Annotated in this window: 16 protein-coding genes and 1 pseudogene; 10 read left to right on the top strand and 7 right to left on the bottom strand. The window is 71.4% G+C overall.

What is annotated here, in order from left to right; genetic code table 11:
• Positions 1-14 precede the first annotated feature (14 nt).
• The 5 genes from ACQEV8_RS02650 to ACQEV8_RS02630 form a co-directional block, all read right to left on the bottom strand.
• Complete coding sequence (locus ACQEV8_RS02650; protein WP_432957008.1) at positions 15-1,085, bottom strand: ABC transporter ATP-binding protein; 1,071 nt, start codon at positions 1,083-1,085, stop codon at positions 15-17.
• Between the two features lie 3 nt (positions 1,086-1,088).
• Positions 1,089-1,970 carry an ABC transporter permease gene (locus ACQEV8_RS02645; RefSeq protein WP_432957006.1) on the bottom strand — a complete coding sequence of 294 codons (882 nt, stop codon included), beginning with the start codon at positions 1,968-1,970 and terminating at the stop codon, positions 1,089-1,091.
• A complete protein-coding gene (locus ACQEV8_RS02640) occupies positions 1,967-2,860 on the bottom strand; it encodes an ABC transporter permease (RefSeq protein WP_432957005.1) in 894 nt (297 codons plus the stop codon). Before ACQEV8_RS02640 ends, ACQEV8_RS02645 begins: the two co-directional genes overlap by 4 nt.
• A gap of 3 nt (positions 2,861-2,863) precedes the next feature.
• The gene (locus tag ACQEV8_RS02635) at positions 2,864-3,988 is read right to left on the bottom strand and encodes a polyamine ABC transporter substrate-binding protein (protein WP_432957003.1); all 1,125 of its coding nucleotides are present in this window, start codon (positions 3,986-3,988) and stop codon (positions 2,864-2,866) included.
• Between the two features lie 196 nt (positions 3,989-4,184).
• Complete coding sequence (locus ACQEV8_RS02630; RefSeq protein WP_432957001.1) at positions 4,185-5,360, bottom strand: aromatic ring-hydroxylating oxygenase subunit alpha; 1,176 nt, start codon at positions 5,358-5,360, stop codon at positions 4,185-4,187.
• Between the two features lie 328 nt (positions 5,361-5,688).
• Between ACQEV8_RS02630 and ACQEV8_RS02625 the strand changes: the two genes are divergently transcribed.
• Genes ACQEV8_RS02625 through ACQEV8_RS02590 form a run of 8 tightly spaced genes read left to right on the top strand, consistent with a single transcriptional unit; the run spans position 5,689 to position 13,620 of the window.
• Positions 5,689-6,108, top strand: coding sequence for a hypothetical protein (locus tag ACQEV8_RS02625; RefSeq protein WP_432957000.1), 420 nt, complete (start codon positions 5,689-5,691; stop codon positions 6,106-6,108).
• Entirely contained in the window at positions 6,105-7,328 is a 1,224-nt protein-coding gene (locus ACQEV8_RS02620; protein ID WP_432956998.1) for an NADH-ubiquinone oxidoreductase-F iron-sulfur binding region domain-containing protein, read from the top strand. Before ACQEV8_RS02625 ends, ACQEV8_RS02620 begins: the two co-directional genes overlap by 4 nt.
• Positions 7,329-7,377: 49 nt before the next feature.
• Positions 7,378-7,569 carry a ferredoxin gene (locus ACQEV8_RS02615; RefSeq protein WP_432956996.1) on the top strand — a complete coding sequence of 64 codons (192 nt, stop codon included), beginning with the start codon at positions 7,378-7,380 and terminating at the stop codon, positions 7,567-7,569.
• Between the two features lies 1 nt (position 7,570).
• Positions 7,571-9,625, top strand: a complete 2,055-nt coding sequence (locus ACQEV8_RS02610) for an acetate--CoA ligase family protein (RefSeq protein ID WP_432956994.1) — start codon at positions 7,571-7,573, stop codon at positions 9,623-9,625.
• Positions 9,626-9,644: 19 nt separating this feature from the next.
• On the top strand, positions 9,645-10,817 hold the full coding sequence (locus tag ACQEV8_RS02605) for an acyl-CoA dehydrogenase family protein (protein WP_432956993.1): 1,173 nt from the start codon (positions 9,645-9,647) through the stop codon (positions 10,815-10,817).
• Between the two features lie 34 nt (positions 10,818-10,851).
• Positions 10,852-12,024, top strand: coding sequence for an acyl-CoA dehydrogenase family protein (locus ACQEV8_RS02600; protein ID WP_432956991.1), 1,173 nt, complete (start codon positions 10,852-10,854; stop codon positions 12,022-12,024).
• A gap of 34 nt (positions 12,025-12,058) precedes the next feature.
• Positions 12,059-12,961, top strand: coding sequence for a 3-hydroxybutyryl-CoA dehydrogenase (locus ACQEV8_RS02595; RefSeq protein WP_432956989.1), 903 nt, complete (start codon positions 12,059-12,061; stop codon positions 12,959-12,961).
• 47 nt (positions 12,962-13,008) lie between these two features.
• The gene (locus ACQEV8_RS02590) at positions 13,009-13,620 is read left to right on the top strand and encodes a TetR/AcrR family transcriptional regulator (RefSeq protein ID WP_432956988.1); all 612 of its coding nucleotides are present in this window, start codon (positions 13,009-13,011) and stop codon (positions 13,618-13,620) included.
• Between the two features lie 77 nt (positions 13,621-13,697).
• Here the strand turns inward: ACQEV8_RS02590 and ACQEV8_RS02585 are convergent.
• Positions 13,698-14,177 (bottom strand): annotated as a pseudogene (locus ACQEV8_RS02585) (sigma factor); the annotation flags it as partial.
• Between the two features lie 69 nt (positions 14,178-14,246).
• Positions 14,247-15,926 (bottom strand): NAD-dependent malic enzyme, encoded by a 1,680-nt coding sequence (locus ACQEV8_RS02580; RefSeq protein ID WP_432956986.1) that lies wholly within the window; start codon positions 15,924-15,926, stop codon positions 14,247-14,249.
• A 119-nt stretch (positions 15,927-16,045) separates the two neighbouring features.
• Here ACQEV8_RS02580 and ACQEV8_RS02575 point away from each other — a divergent pair, with 119 nt between their 5' ends.
• Positions 16,046-17,620, top strand: coding sequence for a hypothetical protein (locus ACQEV8_RS02575; RefSeq protein WP_432956985.1), 1,575 nt, complete (start codon positions 16,046-16,048; stop codon positions 17,618-17,620).
• 1 nt (position 17,621) lies between these two features.
• Positions 17,622-18,713: a hydrogenase expression protein HypE gene (locus ACQEV8_RS02570; RefSeq protein WP_432956983.1), complete on the top strand. Its 1,092-nt coding sequence runs from the start codon at positions 17,622-17,624 to the stop codon at positions 18,711-18,713.
• The last annotated feature ends 3 nt before the right edge of the window (positions 18,714-18,716 follow it).

Raw genomic sequence — 18,716 nt, 5'->3', positions numbered from 1 at the left:
TCAGTCAGGGGTGCTCAGGCCAGGACCAGGCAGTGCTCGGGCCGCCAGCCGAACTCCACGGTCTCGCCGCCGCACCAGCGGTCCTCCATGCGCGCACGGTCCGTGTTCTGCTCCAGCACCGACAGCGTGACGCCCGGGGCGAGTTCGATCAGATAGGTCGTGGTCGGGCCGCTGTAGACGGTCTCGCGGACGACACCGCTCAGCATCGACATGCCGGGCTCGAAGTCCGACAGCCAGATCTTCTCGGGGCGTACGGACACGCTGACGGCGGTGCCGTCCGCGATTTCGGAACGGGGTCCGACGGGCAGGGCAGGCCCCTTCTCCAGCGCCACCTCACCGCCCCGGTAGGTGCCGGTCATCAGGTTGGAGGTGCCCATGAAGGAGGCGACGAAGCTGCTGGCGGGGTGCTCGTAGATGTCCTCGGGGGTGCCGCACTGCTCGATGCGGCCCTCGTTCATCACGGCGATCCGGTCGGACATGGTCAGCGCCTCGTCCTGGTCGTGGGTGACGAAGACGAAGGTGATGCCGACCTCGCGCTGGATCTGCTTCAGCTCGACCTGCATCTGCCGGCGCAGCTTCAGGTCGAGGGCGGCCAGTGGCTCGTCGAGGAGCAGGACGGCCGGACGGTTGACCAGCGCGCGGGCCAGCGCGACGCGCTGCCGCTGCCCGCCGGAGAGCGTGCCGGGCTTGCGGTCGGCCAGCCCGGCGAGCTGGATCAGCTCCAGCATCTCGCCGACCCGCTGCCGGATCTCCGCCTTGGCGACGTTCTTGCGCTTGAGGCCGAAGCCGACGTTGTCGGCGATGCTCAGATGGTCGAAGAGCGCGTAGCTCTGGAAGACCGTGTTGACGTTGCGCTTGTTCGGCGGCAGCGCCGTCACGTCCTCACCGCCGAGCAGCACGGCACCCTCGGTGGGGTCGCTGAACCCGCCGATCATGCGCAACGTCGTGGTCTTGCCGCAGCCGGACGGGCCCAGCAGGGAGAAGAAATGGCCGGCCTCGATGTCGAGATCGAGCTGGTGGACGGCGTAGGAGTCGGCGAACTGCTTGGAGACGCCGTCGAGCCGGACGGCGGGGGTCGCGTCCATGGATCACTTCCCGGAGAAGAGGTCGAGGCCGCCGCGGCGGCCGAAGAGGCGCGGGATGAAGAGGGCCAGGGCGATCAGGGCGATGGATCCCGCGAGCATCAGGGTGCCGACGGCGTTGATCGTGGGCTGCACCCCGAAGCGGATCGCCGAGTAGATCCGCACCGACAGGGGCTGCGGGTCGACGCCGGTGGTGAAGTAGGCGAGCACGAAGTCGTCGAAGACCAGCGCGAAGATCAGTACGGCACTCGCCAGCACGGCGGGCAGGAGTGCCGGCAGTGTCACCAGCCGGACCGCCTGCCACCGCGTCGCCCCGAGGTCCATCGCGGCCTCCTCCACCTCCGGGTTCAGCGCGGCGACCCGCGAGCGGAGGACGACCGTGACGTAGGAGATGGAGAAGGTGATCTCGGCGAGCATCACCGTGCCGGTGGACAGCGGCACGCCCAGTCCCTTGAACAGCAGCATCGACGCCACGCCCGTGACGATCTCCGGCGTGATCAGCGGCACCAGCATGATCAGGCCGGCCAGTGAGCCCAGCCGGGTGCGGCTTCGGACCAGGCCGAGCGCGAGCGCCACCCCGAGGACCAGCGAACCGGCCATCGCCACCAGGGAGATGCGCAGGCTGGTGGTGAGGGACGCGATGAGGACGTCGTCGTGGGCGAAGGCGCGGTACCAGCGCAGGCTGAACCCGTCGAACACCGTCAGCGACTTCACGGAGTTGAAGGAGAACAGCGCCACCACGGCGATGGGCAGGTAGAGCAGCGCGAAGAACAGCCCGGTGACCGCGACCAGGACACGGGGCCTGCGCTGGGCCCGGCCGCGCCGCGTACGGGTCCGGGAAGCCGGACGGGCCGGGGCGGTGGGGGAGGGGAGCCGGAGCAGGGTCATCGGCGTGCCTCCGCCTCGTCCTTGCGGGTCCGCCGCAGATAGCCGAGCATCCCGATCAGCAGGACCAGCATCAGCAGCATGGTGAGGGAGGAGCCGAGCGGCCAGTTCTGGCCCTGGAAGAACTTGTCCTGGATGAGGTTGCCGATCATGATCTGGTCCGGGCCTCCCATGAGCTGTGCGCTGACGAAGTCGCCCATAGCGGGCAGGAAGACCAGGACGAGCCCGGCCGCCGCGCCCTGCCGGGTGGCGGGCAGCGTGACGAAGAAGAAGGTGCGGACCGGGCCGCCGTACAGATCGCGGCCGGCCTCGATGAGGGAGACGTCAAGCCGTTCCAGGGCCGCGTACAGCGGGATGATCATGAAGACGACGAAGCCGTAGACGAGTCCCGCGACCACGCCGAAGCCGCTGTTGAGGATCTTCGTGCCGGCGTCGGCGAGACCCACCGCGCGCAGCGTGCGCAGCACGGGCCCGTCGTCGGAGAGGACCACTGACCAGCCGTACATCCGCACCAGGTAGTTGGCGAAGAACGGCACCACGATCGCGGCGATCAGCGCGTGCTTGTACCGCCCGCCGTGCAGGGCGATGGTGTACGCCACCGGATAGGCGATCAGCAGACAGATCAGGCAGGTCAGCAGCGCGTAGCCGAGCGAGCGGGCCAGGACCTCGGCGTAGGCGGGGTCCGCGAGGGCGCGGATGCCGGCGAGGTCGAAGCCGAAGCGCGGGTTGCCCAGCTCGTCGGTGGTGCCGACCGCCAGGACCGCGACGAGGGCCAGCGAGGCGATCAGGAAGCCGGTCATCCAGAGGGTGCCGGGCAGCATGAGCCAGGTCCAGATGCGGGTGCCGTCGGCATCTGGGCGGCGGGCGCGGGAGGAGGGGCGGAGCAGTGCCATGTCTCAGCCCGCCTTCACATGGGTCCAGGCGGTGTCGCGGGCGTCCTCCGCCGCGCGGCCGCCGTTGCGGAAGAACAGGTCGGCCCTCAGGTCCGCCTCGGTGACCAGACACTCGGGGAAGGGCTCGACCAGGTCGGCGTAGATCTTCTCGGAGCCCTCGACCGGCATCGGGTAGCCGATGTACTCGATGTTCTTCTTCACGTTCTCCGGCCGCAGCATGTAGTCGATGAACAGCATCGCGGTGCCGGGGTGGGGCGCGTTCCAGGGGATGGCGTAGCAGTCGGAGTTGATCGGCGTGCCCTCCTTGGGGGCCTGGAAGCCGAAAACGGAAGGGTCCTCGGCCTGGTTGAGCATGGCGGCCATGTCGCCGCTCCACGCCTGCTGGATCAGCGCGTTGCCGTTGAGGAGGTTGTTGTAGCTGTCGCTGGAGAAGCCGCGCAGCCGCGGTCGCAGGGTGCCCAGCAGCGAGGTGATCCGGTCGAGGTCGCCGGTGTCACCGGAACTGACGTCGAGGCCGAGCGCGAGGGCGCCCATGCCGAGCACCTCGTCACGGTCGTCCAGCAGGAAGACCTTCCCCTTGGCCTTGTCGTTCCACAGGTCCCGCCAGCTGTCGGCGAGCTCGCCGATCCGGTCGCGACGCCAGCCGATACCGGTCTTGTACGCCGTGAAGGGGACCGTGTGCGCGGAGTCCGGGTCGTACCAGGGGTCGGCGAAGTAGCTGTACGAGCCGAAGACAGCCTGTGAGTTGGTGAGGTGGGAGTGGTCGATACGGCGCAGCCGGCCGCCGCGGACCAGGCGCTGGGCCCACTTGGCCGAGGGGAAGACGATGTCGTAACGGTTGCCGGCGTTGAGCTTGGCGACCATGCCCTCCATCGAGTCGAAGTTCGACTGGACGACCTTGACGCCGTACTCCTTCTCGAAGCCCTTGAACACGGCCGGGTCGACGAAGTCGGCCCAGTTGAAATAGACGAGATCGCCGTCGACGCGCGGCTCGACCGGGGCGAGCCGGTCGGCGTCGGGTTTCTTCGCGGGCATGAACCCGCAGCCGCCGGCCGCCGCGCCCAGCAGGCCGCAGGCGCCCGCCCGCAGCACGGCACGGCGGGACGGCGGTATTGCCTCGGGGGACATGGAGCGTCCTCTCCGTCGAGGAACGGCACAACTCCAGGGCGGGACCGGCTGGTCGGCTCACTTCAGGCCCTGATTCCGCAGTGAAGACCGGTCTGGGGAGGGTGCGTACGCGCAGGTCAGAGGGCGCGCGATAAGGACGACGGGAGCCGGAAGGCGGCGTCGCGCGGATGCGGTGAGCTCGCTGCTCCGAAGGGCTTCACTCGGTGATTCCCTCCAGGTCCTCCCGGACCCGGCGGGCGAACCAGCCGACCGCGGCCTCGCGCTGCGAGAGCGGGCCCGGCTCGAAACCGGGGGTGCGCATCCCGGCCTGCACCCGCTCCACCAGCTCGGCGTCCTCGTCGTTGGTGACCCAGCCGATGTGGATGTTGAGCCGCCGGGCCAGCCGGGTGCGGACGTCCTCGCCGGGCTTGGTGTAGAAGGCGCCGGGGATCGCCGCCCGGTCCTGGGCGGTGGGCAGGGCGGTCCACGCGAGCACGTGGTCAGGGTAGAAGTCGATGAGCGTGTTGGGATAGATCACGGCGTACCGCCACACCCGCCGGTCGGCCTCGGCCAGCCCCGGCATGGGGGTCGCCAGCCGCTGGTAGAGCCGCTCGGTCCAGTTCGAGGACGGCCTGTCGCGCAGTGGGGACTCGAAGAGTACGTAGTTCTCCCGCACGTCCACCGTGTACGCCTGGTAGTCGAGCAGCCGCATGAGGGCGGGGTGGGCCACGGGGACGTGGTAGCCCTCCAGATAGTTGTCGACGATCACCTTCCAGTTGGCGTTCTGCTCCTCGCCGCCGGCCAGATCGTGGATGCGGTGCTTGCCGACGGGCACGAGACCGGGCCCCGCGTAGCGCCCGACGGCCTCGGCGAGCCCGGCACAGGTCTCGGAGAGCGGCGTCGCCTCGAGGTCGAGGTTGACGAAGACGAAGCCGAGGAAGGACTCGACATTGACCGGGTGCAGCCCGAGCCCGGGCTTGTCCAGGCAGGGGATCCGGCGAGCCTCGGGGGCGCCGACCAGCCGTCCGTCCAGTTTGTAGGTCCAGCCGTGGTAAGGGCAGCGGATCGCCTTGCCCGACGGCTCGGGGGCGGAGACCAGCCGGGTGCCGCGGTGCCGGCAGACATTGAGGTGGGCCGCGAGGCCGCCGTCCTCGGTCCGGACGACCAGTACCTCCCGGCCGGCGGCGGTAGCGGCGAGCCGGGCGCCTGGCCCCGGCAGGTCGGACTCGTGGCAGACGAGCTGCCAGGACTTGGCGAAGACGCGGTCGGTCTCGGCCTTCGCGATGGCCGGGTCGGTGTAGTAGCGGGCGGGCAGCGCTTCCCCGGGGTGCTCGAGCGGCGCCTGGGGCGGGGAAGAGGTGCTTGTCTCTGCCCGGGTGGTCGAGGGGTGCATGGGGTCCTCCTCCGCGCCGCTGCGGCGGCGATGGGCGGTGAGGCTGTGGCCGGTGCGGCTCCAGGAGCCGCCGCATCCGGCTGACTGATTGGTTAGTCAGACTGGGACCACCGTGGAGACAAGTCAAGACTTGTGGGCTGACTAATTAGTTAGTTAGTCTCGTGGCAAGCGGATGGCCCGGACCCGACGACGGATGCCCAGGCACACCCCGCCCCGTACAGCTCCCCCGCCCTTCTCGCCACGGCGCCGGAGCATCACCCCTCACGTCATCGCCGCGCCACCCCCGTCTTCCGGACCACCCGGAGACGGCGCGACCCCGGAGGCACGCATGAGCGCTCGCCGAAGTCTGGTTTGGCTCGGCCTCACGCCCGAGCCCGAACAGGAGCTGCCCGCCGCGGTGGCCGCACTGCGGGCCCGGGCGGACGGCCGTCCGCCGTCGCCCCTCGTCGTCGCCGAGCGGCAGCGGGTCGAGCGGCTGGTGCTCGGCGGCACCCAGCGCGGCTGGCTGCGCTATCTCGGCGAGGTCACCGAGCTGGTCGTCGAAGCCGCCACCGAATCCCGGACCGCCGATCCGCGAGCCGCGCTGCTGGCCGGCGAGGTCGTCCTCGACCACCACCGCATGCTGATCGGCCTGCCCGGGGCCGGCTACCAGCGCACCGCCGCACAACGGCGGGAACTGGAACGGGCGTTGGCTCGGCTGAGGTCTCGCCTACCCCTGGGACACTCCGAGCTAAGGAGCGCCCTGTGACCGGCGTGTTCTCCCTCCTCCCCGAAGGCGTCCTCGTCCCCTCGCCCTCCGGCGCCGAGGACCTCTCCCGATACCTCGCCACGGGCGGCTACGCGCCGTTGCCCACGCCCGACCGGTTGCTCGACCTGATCGGCACGGCGGGGCTGCGCGGCCGCGGTGGCGCCGGATTCCCCGCCGCCGTCAAGCTCCGCGCCGTCCGGGACGCACCGGGCCCGCACGTCGTCGTCGCCAACGGCGAAGAGGGCGAGCCCGGCTCCGTCAAGGACCGCTGGCTGCTGCGGCACCGGCCGCACACGGTCCTGGACGGACTGCGGCTGGCCGCGGCCGTCACCCGGGCCGGACACGGTTACGTGTACCTCTCCGACGGCCCGGCCGAGCAGGCTGTCCGGCGCGCGCTCGCCGAGCGGCCCTCCGACCTGCCCGTGGACGTCGTACGGACGGAGCACACCTACGTCTCCGGGGAGGAGACCGCGGTCGTACGACGCATCGACGGCGGTCCTGCCCTGCCCGCCGCGAAACCACCACGCCCGTTCGAAAGCGGTGTCGGCGGTGCGCCCACCCTCGTCGCCAACGTGGAGACCCTGGCCCGGATCGCGCTGATCCACGCGCGGCCCGAAACCATGGACCTCGTCGCGGGTGCCCATCTGGTGACCCTCTCGGGCCCCGGAGACGCGGCACTCGTCGAGGCGCCCGCCGGTACGCATCTGAAGGTCCTCGCCGACCTCTGCGGAAACGGCAGGGCGGAAGCGGTCCTGCTGGGCGGCCTGTTCGGCGGACTGTACGGCGAGGGCTGGACGGACCTGCGGCTCGACCAGGACCAGCTGCGCGCGGTCGGTGGTGCGCTCGGGTGCGGAGCGCTGCACTTCCCCGGTCCGGACGACTGCCCGGTCGCCGTGGCCGTCGAGGCCGTCGCCCATCTCGCTGCACAGAGCGCCCGGCAGTGCGGCGTGTGCGTCTCCGGCACCGGGGCACTGGCCAGGACCCTCGCGGCCGTCGCACGCGGCGAGGCCGGCCATGACGCGGTCGGCAAGCTGCGCCGTTGGTCGGAGCAACTGCCCGGCCGCGGAGCCTGCGGGCTGCTCGACGCCGCCGCCCGTATCGCGGGCACCCTCCTCACCCACTTCCCGGACCGGATCGACACCCACCACCGCCCCGGCTGCCCCGCCTGTGCGGGCACCGCGCCCCAGGACGGGCGCCGCTTCACCGTGCCGGTGCCCTGAGCCACACCCCGCTCCCTCAACGGCCCCCGCCGCTCTGAAAGGACCCGCCATGAAACTCCTGCTGGACTCCACCCGCTGCCATGGCTACGGCCTCTGCCAGGAACCCGCACCCGAGCTGATCGAGCTCGACGAGTGGGGCTACGCGCAGGTACGCCCGGCCGAGGTGCCGGACGGCGACGAGGAGGCCGCCGAAGCCGCCGTCGGCGCCTGCCCCAACTCCGCGCTGCGGCTGGAGAAGTGACATGGGACGCGACCTCTCCGCCCTCTTCGACCCCGTCTCCGTCGCCGTCGTCGGAGCCAGCGACGACCCGGCCAAGTACGGCCACGCCATCGCCGCCCAGGCCGTCCGTGCCGACGGCCGGCGCCCCGTGCACATGGTCAACCGCCGCGGCGGCACGGTGCTCGGCCGCCCTGTCGCTCCCAGCCTGAGCGCGATCGGTGAGCCCGTCGACCTGGCGGTGGTCTCCGTGCCCGCCGCCGGCTTCGAGGACGCCGTCGACGAGGCCCTGCGGTGCGGGGCCCGGGCGATCGTCGCGATCACCGCCGGATTCGCCGAGACCGGCGAGGCGGGGCGGACCCGGCAGCAGGCCGTCGCCGAACGGGTCCGTGCCGCCGGTGCCGTGATGGTCGGGCCCAACTGCCTGGGGATCGCCGACAACACCACCGACCTCTTCCTGGCCTCCGACACCTTCACCCCCGGTGGTGTCGCGCTGCTCAGCCAGAGCGGCAACCTCGCCCTCGAACTCCAGCTCCGCTTCCGCCCGCACGGCCTCGGCTTCTCCCGGTTCGTGTCGCTCGGCAACCAGGCCGACGTCACCCTCGTCGACCTGCTCGCCGACTGCGCCCGCCACGAGGGCACTCGGGCCATCGCGGTCTACGCCGAGGACTTCGGCGACGGACGCGCCTTCGCCGAGGCCGCCGCCGACGCCGGAAAGCCGGTGGTGCTCCTCACCGCCGGACGCGGGGACGCTTCCGCGCGCAGCGCGCAGTCGCACACCGGTGCGCTCACCACCTCGGCCGACGTGGTGAGCGCGGCCTGCCGGGACGCCGGTGTGGAACTGGTCGCAACTCCTCGTGAACTCACCGTCGCGCTGGCCGCATTGAGCGGCGGACGCCGGGCGACCGGTCATCGGGTGGCCGTACTCACGGACGGCGGCGGGCACGGCGTCGTCGCCGCCGACGCCGTGGAGGCGGCCGGGCTGGCCGTGCCCGAACTCCGGGAGCCGACCAGACGGCGACTGCGGGAAGCCCTGTGGGAGCAGTCGGCCGTCGCCAACCCGGTGGACCTCGCCGGGATGGGCGAGCAGGACCCCGGCTCGTACGCGGAGACCGTCGCCGCGCTGCTGGCGGCCGAGGAGGTCGACTCCGTGCTGATGACCGGCTACTTCGGCGGCTACGCGGCCGCCGACGGCGGGCTCGGCGGTGGCGGCGCGGCGCTCGCGGCCGGGGAACAGGAGGCCGCACGCCTCATCGCCGCCCGGCACCGCGCCACCGCCAAACCCGTCGTGGTGCAGTCGATGTACCCCGAGTCCCCGACTTGCCGCACGCTCGCCGCCGCCGGCATACCGGTCTTCACCGCCACCGAGGACGCGGCCCGCGCCCTCGCCGCGACGGCTCCCGTCGGCCGGCTCACCGGGGTCACACCTCTTCCCCGGCCCGCGTCCCCGCTCCGCGAGAGCGGCTACCTGGAGACCCGCAGAGCCCTGGAGGAAGCCGGAGTCGCCTTCCCCGCCGCCCGTGAGGTCCACGACGAGGCCGAACTCCTCGCCGTCGCGGAGGAGTTCGCAGGACCGTACGTCCTCAAGGCGCTCCACCTCCTGCACAAGTCCGACGCCGGGGGAGTGGCACTCGGCCTGGCCGGAACCGGCGAACTGCTCGCCGCCTTCCGCGAGATGCGTGCCCGGCTCGGCGCCTCCTCCTGCTCCGTGGAGGCCATGGCCGACCTGACCGACGGCATCGAGCTGATCGTGGGCGTCAACCGTGACCCGCGCTTCGGTCCCGTCGCCATGGTGGGCCTGGGCGGAGTGCTGGCGGAGGCACTGCACGACGTCGCCTTCACCCTCGCCCCCGTGTCCGCCGACCGGGCCGAGACCCTGCTGCGCGGACTGCGCACCGCCGCCCTGCTCGACGGGGTGCGGGGCAGGCCGCCCGTCGACGTCGCCGCCGCCGCGAAGGCCGTCGAGACGATCACGGCGTTCGCCGCCGCCCACCCGGAGATCGCCGAGATCGAGGTCAACCCCCTTCTCGTACGCCCCGACGGCGTGCTCGCCCTCGACTCCCGAGCCGTACTCGCCTGACCCACTGGAAGAGGCCCCCATGGACATGCGCTACACCCCCGAGCAGGCCGACCTGAAGCGTCGCGCCGCCGACTACGCCCGGCTGCTCATGCGGTACGAGGACCAGTCCGAGCAGGCCGGCGGACCCCTGCCGCAGCAACTCGTCACCGAACTGACCCGGGCCGCCATGGACGCCGGCGTCTACGCCATCAACATGCCGGCCGAATGGGGCGGCGCCGGACTCAGCCTGCTCGACCAGGTCATCGTCGAGGAGGAGTTCGGCAAGGTCACCAACTGCCTGTGGGACATCCCCTGGCGGCCCGCCAACGTGCTGGCGTACGGCGACGAGCGGCAGTGTGAGAAGTATCTGCTGCCGGTGATCCGCGCGGAGAAGTTCGACGCGTTCGCCGTCACCGAGCCGGGCGCCGGGTCCGACCCGTCCTCGGGCACCTCCACGGCCACCCGCACCGACGGCGGCTGGCTGCTCAACGGCGAGAAGTGGTTCGTCACCTGCGGCGACATCGCCGACTTCCTGCTGGTGCAGGCGGACGCCGGACCCGAGCGGCAGCCCACGCTGTTCTTCGTGGACCGGGCCGCGCCCGGCGTCGAGATGACGCGGGTCCCGCACTTCATGCACTCCGCCGTCAACGGGCACCCCGAGTTCACCTTCACCGACGTCTTCGTGGCCGACGAGGACGTGCTCGGCGGCGTCGGCAACGGCTACGAGCTCACCAAGGAATGGTTCACCGACGAACGCCTGATGATCGCGGCCCGCACGGTCGGCGCGGCCGAGCGTGCTCTCCGACTCGCCCGTGACTGGGCCGTGGAGCGGGAGCAGTTCGGGGCTCCCATCGCCTCGTACCAGCTGATCCAAGGAATGCTCGCCGACTGCGCCGTGGACATCGCCGTCAACCGGGCCTACACCCACCAGGTGGCTTGGGAGGCCGACCAGCCGGGCACCGACCGCAAGACGCTGCACGCCAAGGCCTCCACCGCCAAGCTCGCCGCCAGCGAGGCCGCCGGCCGGGTCGCCGACCGCTGTCTGCAGATCTTCGGCGGCCGGGGCTACGACCGCACCTACCCCGTCGAGCGCATGTACCGCGAGCTGCGCGTCGACCGGATCTGGGAGGGCACCTCCGAGATCCAGCGGCTGATCATCGCCAACGAGCTCATCAAGCGCGGCACGCGCGCCCTTGCCCTGCCCACGCCCTGACTCCCTCCCTTCATCACCATCAGCGAGGATTTCCATGGACTTCCGCCTCACCCCGCGCCAGGTTCAGCTCAAGGCCGACGCGCGCGCCCTCACCGACTTCATCGCCACGTACGAGACCCGGTGCGAGGAGGACAACGGGCTGCCCGCCGACGCGCACGCCAAGGTCCGTGACGCCGTCCTCGACGCCGGACTCCAGGCCGTCAACATGCCCGCCGAGTGGGGCGGCGCCGGACTCACCATCGCCGAGCAGGTCACCGTGCAGGAGGAGTTGGGCCGCCTCACCGGAGCCCTGTGGGACATGGTGTGGCGGCCCGCCAACGCGCTGCGGTTCTGCACCCCCGAGCAGCGCGAGCGGTTCCTCATCCCGGTGATCAACGGCGAGCGGCGCGACTGCTACGCCGTCACCGAGCCCGGCGCCGGGTCCGACCCGCAGAACCTCGCCACCACCGCCACCAGGAACGACCAGGGCTGGGTGCTCAACGGCGAGAAGTGGTTCGTGACCGTCGGCGACCACGCCGACTTCATGATCGTGCTCGCGGCGGCCGGCCCGGAGCGCGCACCGACCCTCTTCCTGGTCGACAAGGACACCCCCGGCATCGAGATGACCCGGATCCCGCGCTGGATGCACACCTTCGTCTACGAACACCCCGAGTTCACCTTCACCGACGTCCAGGTCGGCGACGACGCGGTGCTCGGCGGCATCGGCGAGGGCTACGACATCACACGCTCGTGGTTCACCGAGGAGCGCCTGATGATCGCCGCCCGCACCACCGGGGCCGCCGAGCGTGCGCTGGAACTGTCACGTGACTGGGCCATCGAACGGGAGCAGTTCGGGGCGCCGATCTCCTCGTACCAGCTGATCCAGGGCATGCTCGCGGACTGCGCCGTGGACATCGCCGTCAACCGGGCCTACACCCACCAGGTCGCCTGGGAGATCGACCAGGCCACCGCCGAGGACCGCAAGACGCTGCACGCCAAGGCGGCCATCGCCAAGCTCTCGGCGAGCGAGGCCTCGGGACGCGTGGTCGACCGCTGCCTCCAGATCCACGGCGGGCGCGGCTACGACCGCTCCTACGCCGTCGAACGGCTCTACCGCGAGCTGCGCGTGGACCGGATCTGGGAGGGCACCTCCGAGATCCAGCGGCTGATCATCGCCAATGAACTCACCAAGCGCGGCACGGGCGTCCTGGACCTGCCTAGCGCCTGACCCGTACCGCCGCGGACCGGAGAGAGGGAGACGGATGACCGACATCAAGCGCGTGGGAGTCGTCGGCTGCGGGCTGATGGGCGCCGGCATCGCCGAGGTCTGCGCACGGGCCGACGTACCGGTCACGGTCGTGGAGCGCGACGCGGAGGCGGCCCGGGCCGGCCGCCTCCGCGTCACCCGCTCGCTCGACCGGGCCACCGCACACGGCAGACTCAGCGACGAACGACGGGAGATCGCCGATGCCCTGATCACCGTCGTCCATGAACTCGACGTGCTGCACGACCACGACCTGGTCATCGAAGCGGTCGCCGAGGACGAGGCCCTCAAGGCCGACGTCTTCACCCGCCTCGACTCCGTGATCACCGGCGACGACACCATCCTGGCGACCAACACCTCCTCCATCCCGGTCATCAGGCTCGCCGCCGCGACCACCCGGCCCGACCGGGTCGTCGGCGTGCACTTCTTCAACCCCGTGCCCGTCCTGCGCCTCGTCGAGCTGGTGCCCTCGCTGCTCACGTCGCCCGCCACAGCGGCACGGGCCGAGGAGTTCGTGACCGGCGCCCTCGGCAAGGAGGTGGTCCGGACCCGCGACAAGGCCGGGTTCGTCGTCAACGCGCTGCTCGTGCCGTATCTGCTGGCCGCCGTCCGCATGGTGGAGTCGGGCAGCGCGACCGTCGAGGACGTCGACCGGGGCATGGTCCTCGGCTGCGCGCACCCGCTCGGCCCGCTGGCCCTGACGGACCTGATCGGGCTCGACACCACGCGGGCCATCGCCGAGTCGCTGTACGCCGAGTTCCGCGAGCCCCAGTACTCCCCGCCCCCGTTGCTGTCCCGGATGGTGGAGGCCGGGCTGCTGGGGCGGAAGTCCGGGCGGGGCTTCCACACGTACGACGAAGAACCGCGGCAGGAGGCCCCGGTACCGGCTGGCCGGCCGTGAGGGAAGATGGTCATGGCCCACGACCACCGAACGAGGGGAGCCGCAGGGTGTCCACCAAGGTGCGCACGGCAGACACGCGCGAGCGCATCCTGACCGCGGCGTGCGAGGTCATCGCCGACATCGGCTTCGAGAAGATCCGCATGCGCATGGTCGCCGAGCGTGCCGGGGTGTCGACGGCACTGCTGCACTACCACTTCGACACACGCGAGAAGCTGTTCACCGAGGCGATGACCCACTCCTTCGCCCACACCGCCGTCGATCTCGAAGCCGACGCGGAGACGGCCCCGGCGGCGGTCATCCTGGCCCGCATCCTGCGCAATCTGCTGCCCACCGATCCCCAGCTCCACCAGGACTGGCGGCTCTGGCAGGAACTGTGGGTCAGGGCGCTGCGCGACGAGGCCACCCGGATCTTCGCCGTGGACCTCTACGCCCAGCTGCACGCCTGGGTGGGGGACGCGGTACGGCGCGGCATCGACTCCGGCGAGTTCACGCCGACCGACGTCGACGACCTCAGCACGCTCGTGCTGTCCCTGAGCGACGGCTACGGCATCCGCCTCATGCTGCGCGACCCGACGGTCACCCTCGACACTGCGCTCACCTCCGTGTGGCGGCACGTCTCCACCGCACTCGGCCTGCCGGACACCGTCCCTGCGGAGTGAATCCCCGGCCGCTGTCACAGACCCGGACGCCGCCCTGTCTCTCTGGTGAGTCAGCCAACCAGCGAAGGGAGACAGTGGACGATCTGCCGCGTGTCGGCCTGGCTCAGCTCCAGCATGCCCGCGATCTCGTCGTACGCGTAGTCGAACGCCTCGCGCAGCGCGTACGCCGCCCGCTCCACGGGATTCAGCCGCTCCAGGACCAGCAGCACGGCCAGCGCCTCGCCGCGCTCCGCGCCGACCTGCGGATCGACGCTCGTGTCCACGGGCTCGGGCAGCCACGGCCCGACGTAGCCCTCGCGGCGCACCCGCGCCGACCGCGCCACATTGATCGCCAGACGGGTGGTGATCTTCGCCAGGAACGCGCCGTGATCGAGCACCGCGCTCCGGTCGGCGCCCTGCCGGCGCAGCCACACGTCCTGCACCACGTCCTCGGCCTCGGCCTCGGACACACTGCCCAGGACGCGGTAGGCGATACCGAACAGCCGCGGACGCAAGCGCTCGAAGGCGTCGGCGGCCGCGTCCAGCGGATCGTCGGAGAGGGGCTGCCGCTGGTCCATGCTGCCGATGCCTCCGGGGCCGACCGTCGGGTCTCCGACAGTACGTCCCCGGAGCGCCCGGATACGTACCTAGCCCTCGTAACGGGGTGTCCACTGGGCCTGCGCGACCGCCTTGCGCAGCTCCTCCTCCGTGGCTGCCGGGGCCACCCCGTCCTCGACGGCGGCGAGGGCCGCGGCCAGGGCGATCTCGCGGGCGGAGTCCCGCATCCCGGTCAGGGGCGGCAGGAGCGGCACGGGCCCGTCCTCGCCATCCGCCGCCCGTACCGCGCACTCGGCGACGGCGCGGGCGGCGGCCACGAGCATCCGGTCGGTGACACGGGTGGCGCGGCTCGCGGTCACGGCGAGCCCCATGGCCGGGAAGACGTACACGTTGTTGGACTGGGCCACCGGCACCTCGTGCCCGTCCACCGTCAGCGGCGGGAAGGGCGAGCCGGTGGCGATCAGGGCCCGGCCGTCGGTCCAGCGGGTGAGGTCGGCGGGCTCCGCCTCGGAGTGGGAGGTGGGGTTGGAGAGCGGGAAGACGACGGGCCGTTCGCAGGTCGAGGCCATCCGCCGGACGATCTCCTCGGTGAACGCGCCGTGAGCCGTCGACAGCCCGATGAGCGCCGTCGGCTCGACGCGGCGCACCACCTCGGCGAGGCCGGTGCCGTCCCAGTCGGCCACCTCGCCGTCGTCGCGTGCGAACCTCCGCTGCTGTGGCGTCAGTTCGTCGCGGGAGCGCACCAGCAGACCGTCGACGTCGAGGATCCAGAACCGTGCCGTGGCCTCGTCCTCCGACAGCCCCTCGTCGACCATCGCCGTACGGATCATGTCGGCGACGCCGATGGCCGCCGACCCCGCGCCCAGGATCACCAGCCGCTGGTCGGACAGCGGGGTGCCCGCCACGTCCGCCGCGGTGGACAGGGCGCCGAGCGCGACGGCCGCGGTGCCCTGGATGTCGTCGTTGAACGTGAGCAGCCGGTCACGGTAGCGGGCGAGAATCGGATGGGCGTGGGCGGTGGCGAAGTCCTCCCACTGGAGGAGCGTCCCGGGCAGCTCCGCCTCGACCGCCGACACGAAGGCCTCGATCATCTCGTCGTACTCGGCGCCGGTCAGCCTGCGGTCACGCCGGCCCAGGTAGCGCGGGTTGTCCAGCAGGGCCTCGTTGTCCGTGCCGACGTCCAGCAGGATCGGCAGCGTACGGGCGGGGTGGATGCCGCCGATCGCCGTGTACAGGCTGAGCTTGCCGATCGGGATGCCCATGCCGCCGACGCCCTGGTCGCCCAGCCCCAGGATGCGCTGCCCGTCGGTGACGACGATGACGTCCACGTCGTGGTCCGGGTACGGGCGGTTGCGCAGGATGTCCCGGAAGCGGCGCCGGTCCTCCCAGCTCAGGAACAGCCCGCGCGGACGTCGGTAGATCTCGCTGAAACGCTGACAGGCCTCACCCACCGTCGGCGTGTAGACGACGGGCAGCAGCTCCTCCAGGTACTCGGTGACCAGACGGTAGAAGAGCACCTCATTGGTGTCCTGCAACTGCCGCAGATAGATGTGCCGGTTGAGGGGCTTGTCGTAGCCGTGGAAGGCCTCGTAGGCGCGGGCGACCTGCTCGTCCAGGGTCTCCACGGCGGGCGGCAGCAGCCCGTCGAGCCCGAGCCGGGCGCGTTCCTCCCGGCTGAAGGCGGTGCCCTTGTTGACCAGCGGGTCGGCCAGGGTCGTGACGGCGGGGCCGGTGGTCGTGCGGGGGTGGTGATGCATGGGCTGGTCCATGAAATGACGCCTTCCCCACCCCGAACGGCCCAACCGAATGGGCCGGAGGAGGCGGGGGTGGATGAGCGGTGTGAACGTGGTGGAAGGGATGCGCGTGCACACACGGACGAGGAGGCGCGATGGCAGAGGGACTGGTCGAGGGCGGCAGGGCGCGCCCTGCCACGACGGGCTCGGCGGAACAGCCGCCGGAACGGCCCCGGGGTGTCTTCGAGCAGCTGAGCGCCGTCGCCGACGCCGTCCTCTACGAGGGCTACCTCCTCTACCCCTACCGCCGGTCCTCGGCCAAGAACCGCGTCCGATGGCAGTTCGGGGTGCTGTTCCCCCGGGACTGGGTGGAGTCGGACGGCCCAGTCGTCCCCGGTGTGTCGGGTTCCGCCGACTCCTGGTACCAGCAGACCGAGTGCCTCCTGAGGATCCGGCGGCCCGGCGACGCCTCCGTCCGCGTGCGGGTCCGCTACCTCCAGGCGCAGCGCAAGCAGGTGGAGGAATCCGGGAACTCCGGGAACTCGGGGGACTCCGGCCACCGTCCCGTCGCGTCACTGCGCACCGACGACGGCACGGTCCATCTGACCTTCGACGAGGCGGTACCGCGCGAGTGCGAGGTCGTGGTCCCCCTCGATGAGCTCCTCGAGACGGGACGCACCGTTCCCGTGGGCGCGGCGGCGGGCGTGGACGTCGAGCCGCTGCCCGCGGGCGCAGGGCGGGTGGTACGGCACCGCGACGAGATCCGGGCCGACACCACCGTCACCGCCGAGCGCCTCACCGACGACCTCTGCCGGCTTCGGGTCCGCACGGCCAACACCGGACCCGCACCGGAAGGACGGGCCGCGCGTGACGAGGCACTGCGCCGGGCCCTCATCGCCACCCACACCCTCATCGGCGGCGACGGAGTGGAGTTCGTCTCGCTGACCGATCCGCCGGGGGACCTGGCGGCACCCGCGCGCAACTGCAGGAACGAGTTCACCTTCCCCGTACTCGGCGGCGCGGCCGACGATGCCGGGTACCTCCTGCTGTCCGCGCCGATCATCCTGCCCGACCACCCCCAGGTCGCCCCCGAAAGCCCGGGCGACCTGCACGACGCCGCGGAGATCGACGAGATCCTCACCCTGCGCACCATGCTGCTGACCGACGAGGAGAAGCGCGAAGCGCGGGCCACCGACCCCCGGGCGGCCGCGATCCTCGACCGGGTCGACACCATGCCGCAGGAGGTTTTCGAACGGCTGCACGGCGCCGTCCGCTCCCTGGCACCGGTAACTCCGGCTACCGCTCCGGAGACCGCTTCGGCACCCACGGATCGCCCTGCCTGGTGGCAGGAGGACGCAGACGACGGCCTCTCCCCGACCACCGACACCGTGCTCGTCGACGGCGTGCCCCTCGGCGGCGGCAGCCGCGTCCGACTCCGTCCCCGCGGACGGGGCGCCGACGCCCAGGACATGTTCCTGGCCGGACGGACGGCCGAGGTCGCCGCCGTCTTCCACGACGTGGACGGCAGCGTCCACCTCGCCGTCACCCTCGACGACGACCCCGCGGCCGAACTGCACACCTGGTACGGCCGCTTCCACTACTTCCGGCCCGACGAGCTCGAACCGCTCGTGCCCGCCGGAAACCCGGACGAGCCGTCGGCACCGGCTCCCGCCGCGGCACCAGCGCGGCACACGACCGACTCCGAGACCCCCACAGCGGAGGCCGACTGACATGACAACGAACAGCAGTACAGCCGAGGTCAGCAAGGAACCCGATCGCGCCGAGGACCGTCAGGGCATCGACGAGATCACCATCCTCTGGATCTCCGAGGGCATGAGCTGCGACGGCGACACCGTCTCGCTGACCGCCGCCGACCAGCCCTCCATCGAGGACCTGGTGCTCGGCCTGATCCCGGGCCTGCCGAAGGTCAACCTGGTCAACAAGGTGCTCTCCCCGAGCCTGGGCGGCGAGGACTTCCTCGCCCCCTACCGGGCCGCCGTACGCGGCGAGCTGAAGCCGTTCATCCTCGTCATCGAGGGTTCCATCCCCAACCAGAACATCATCGAGGGCGACGGGTACTGGACGTCGTTCGGCAACGACCCGGAGACCGGCGAGCCCCAGACCCTGAACTGGTGGATCGACCAACTGGCCCCCAAGGCCTGGGCGGTGGTGGCCGCAGGCACCTGCGCCACCTTCGGCGGCATCCACGCCATGTCCGGCAACCCCACCGGCTGCATGGGCCTCGCCGACTACCTGGGCTGGGACTACACCTCGCAGGGCGGGCTGCCCATCGTCAACGTGCCCGGCTGCCCGATCCAGCCCGAGAACTTCATGGAGACCCTGGTCTGGGTCCTCTACCACGCGGCAGGTTCCGCGCCCCCACCGCCGCTGGACCACATGCTGCGCCCGCAGTGGCTGTTCGGGAAGACGGTCCACGAGGGCTGCGACCGCGGCTCGTACTACGAGCAGGCCAGCTTCGCCAAGGACTACAACTCGCCCAAGTGCCTGGTCAAGACGGGCTGTTGGGGTCCGGTCGTCAACTGCAACGTGCCCAAGCGCGGCTGGATGGCCGGCATCGGCGGCTGCCCGAACGTCGGCGGTATCTGCATCGGGTGCACGATGCCCGGCTTCCCCGACGCGTTCATGCCGTTCATGGACGAGCCCCCGGGCGGAACCCTGTCGTCCCTGGCCATCAAGCCCTACGGCGCCGTCATCCGCAGGCTGCGCGGCGTTACCAACGAACTGGTCAACCACGAGCCCAGGTGGCGCCACAACAAGCGCAAGCTGACCAGCGGATACGACCCGCACTGGCGGTCCTCATGACGC

Origin of the sequence: Streptomyces sp. CA-179760 (assembly GCF_050937045.1) — a bacterium.
Classification (GTDB): domain Bacteria; phylum Actinomycetota; class Actinomycetes; order Streptomycetales; family Streptomycetaceae; genus Streptomyces.
The sequence above is the reverse complement of the archived record's forward strand: the minus strand, read 5'-3'. Positions and strand labels throughout refer to the sequence as shown.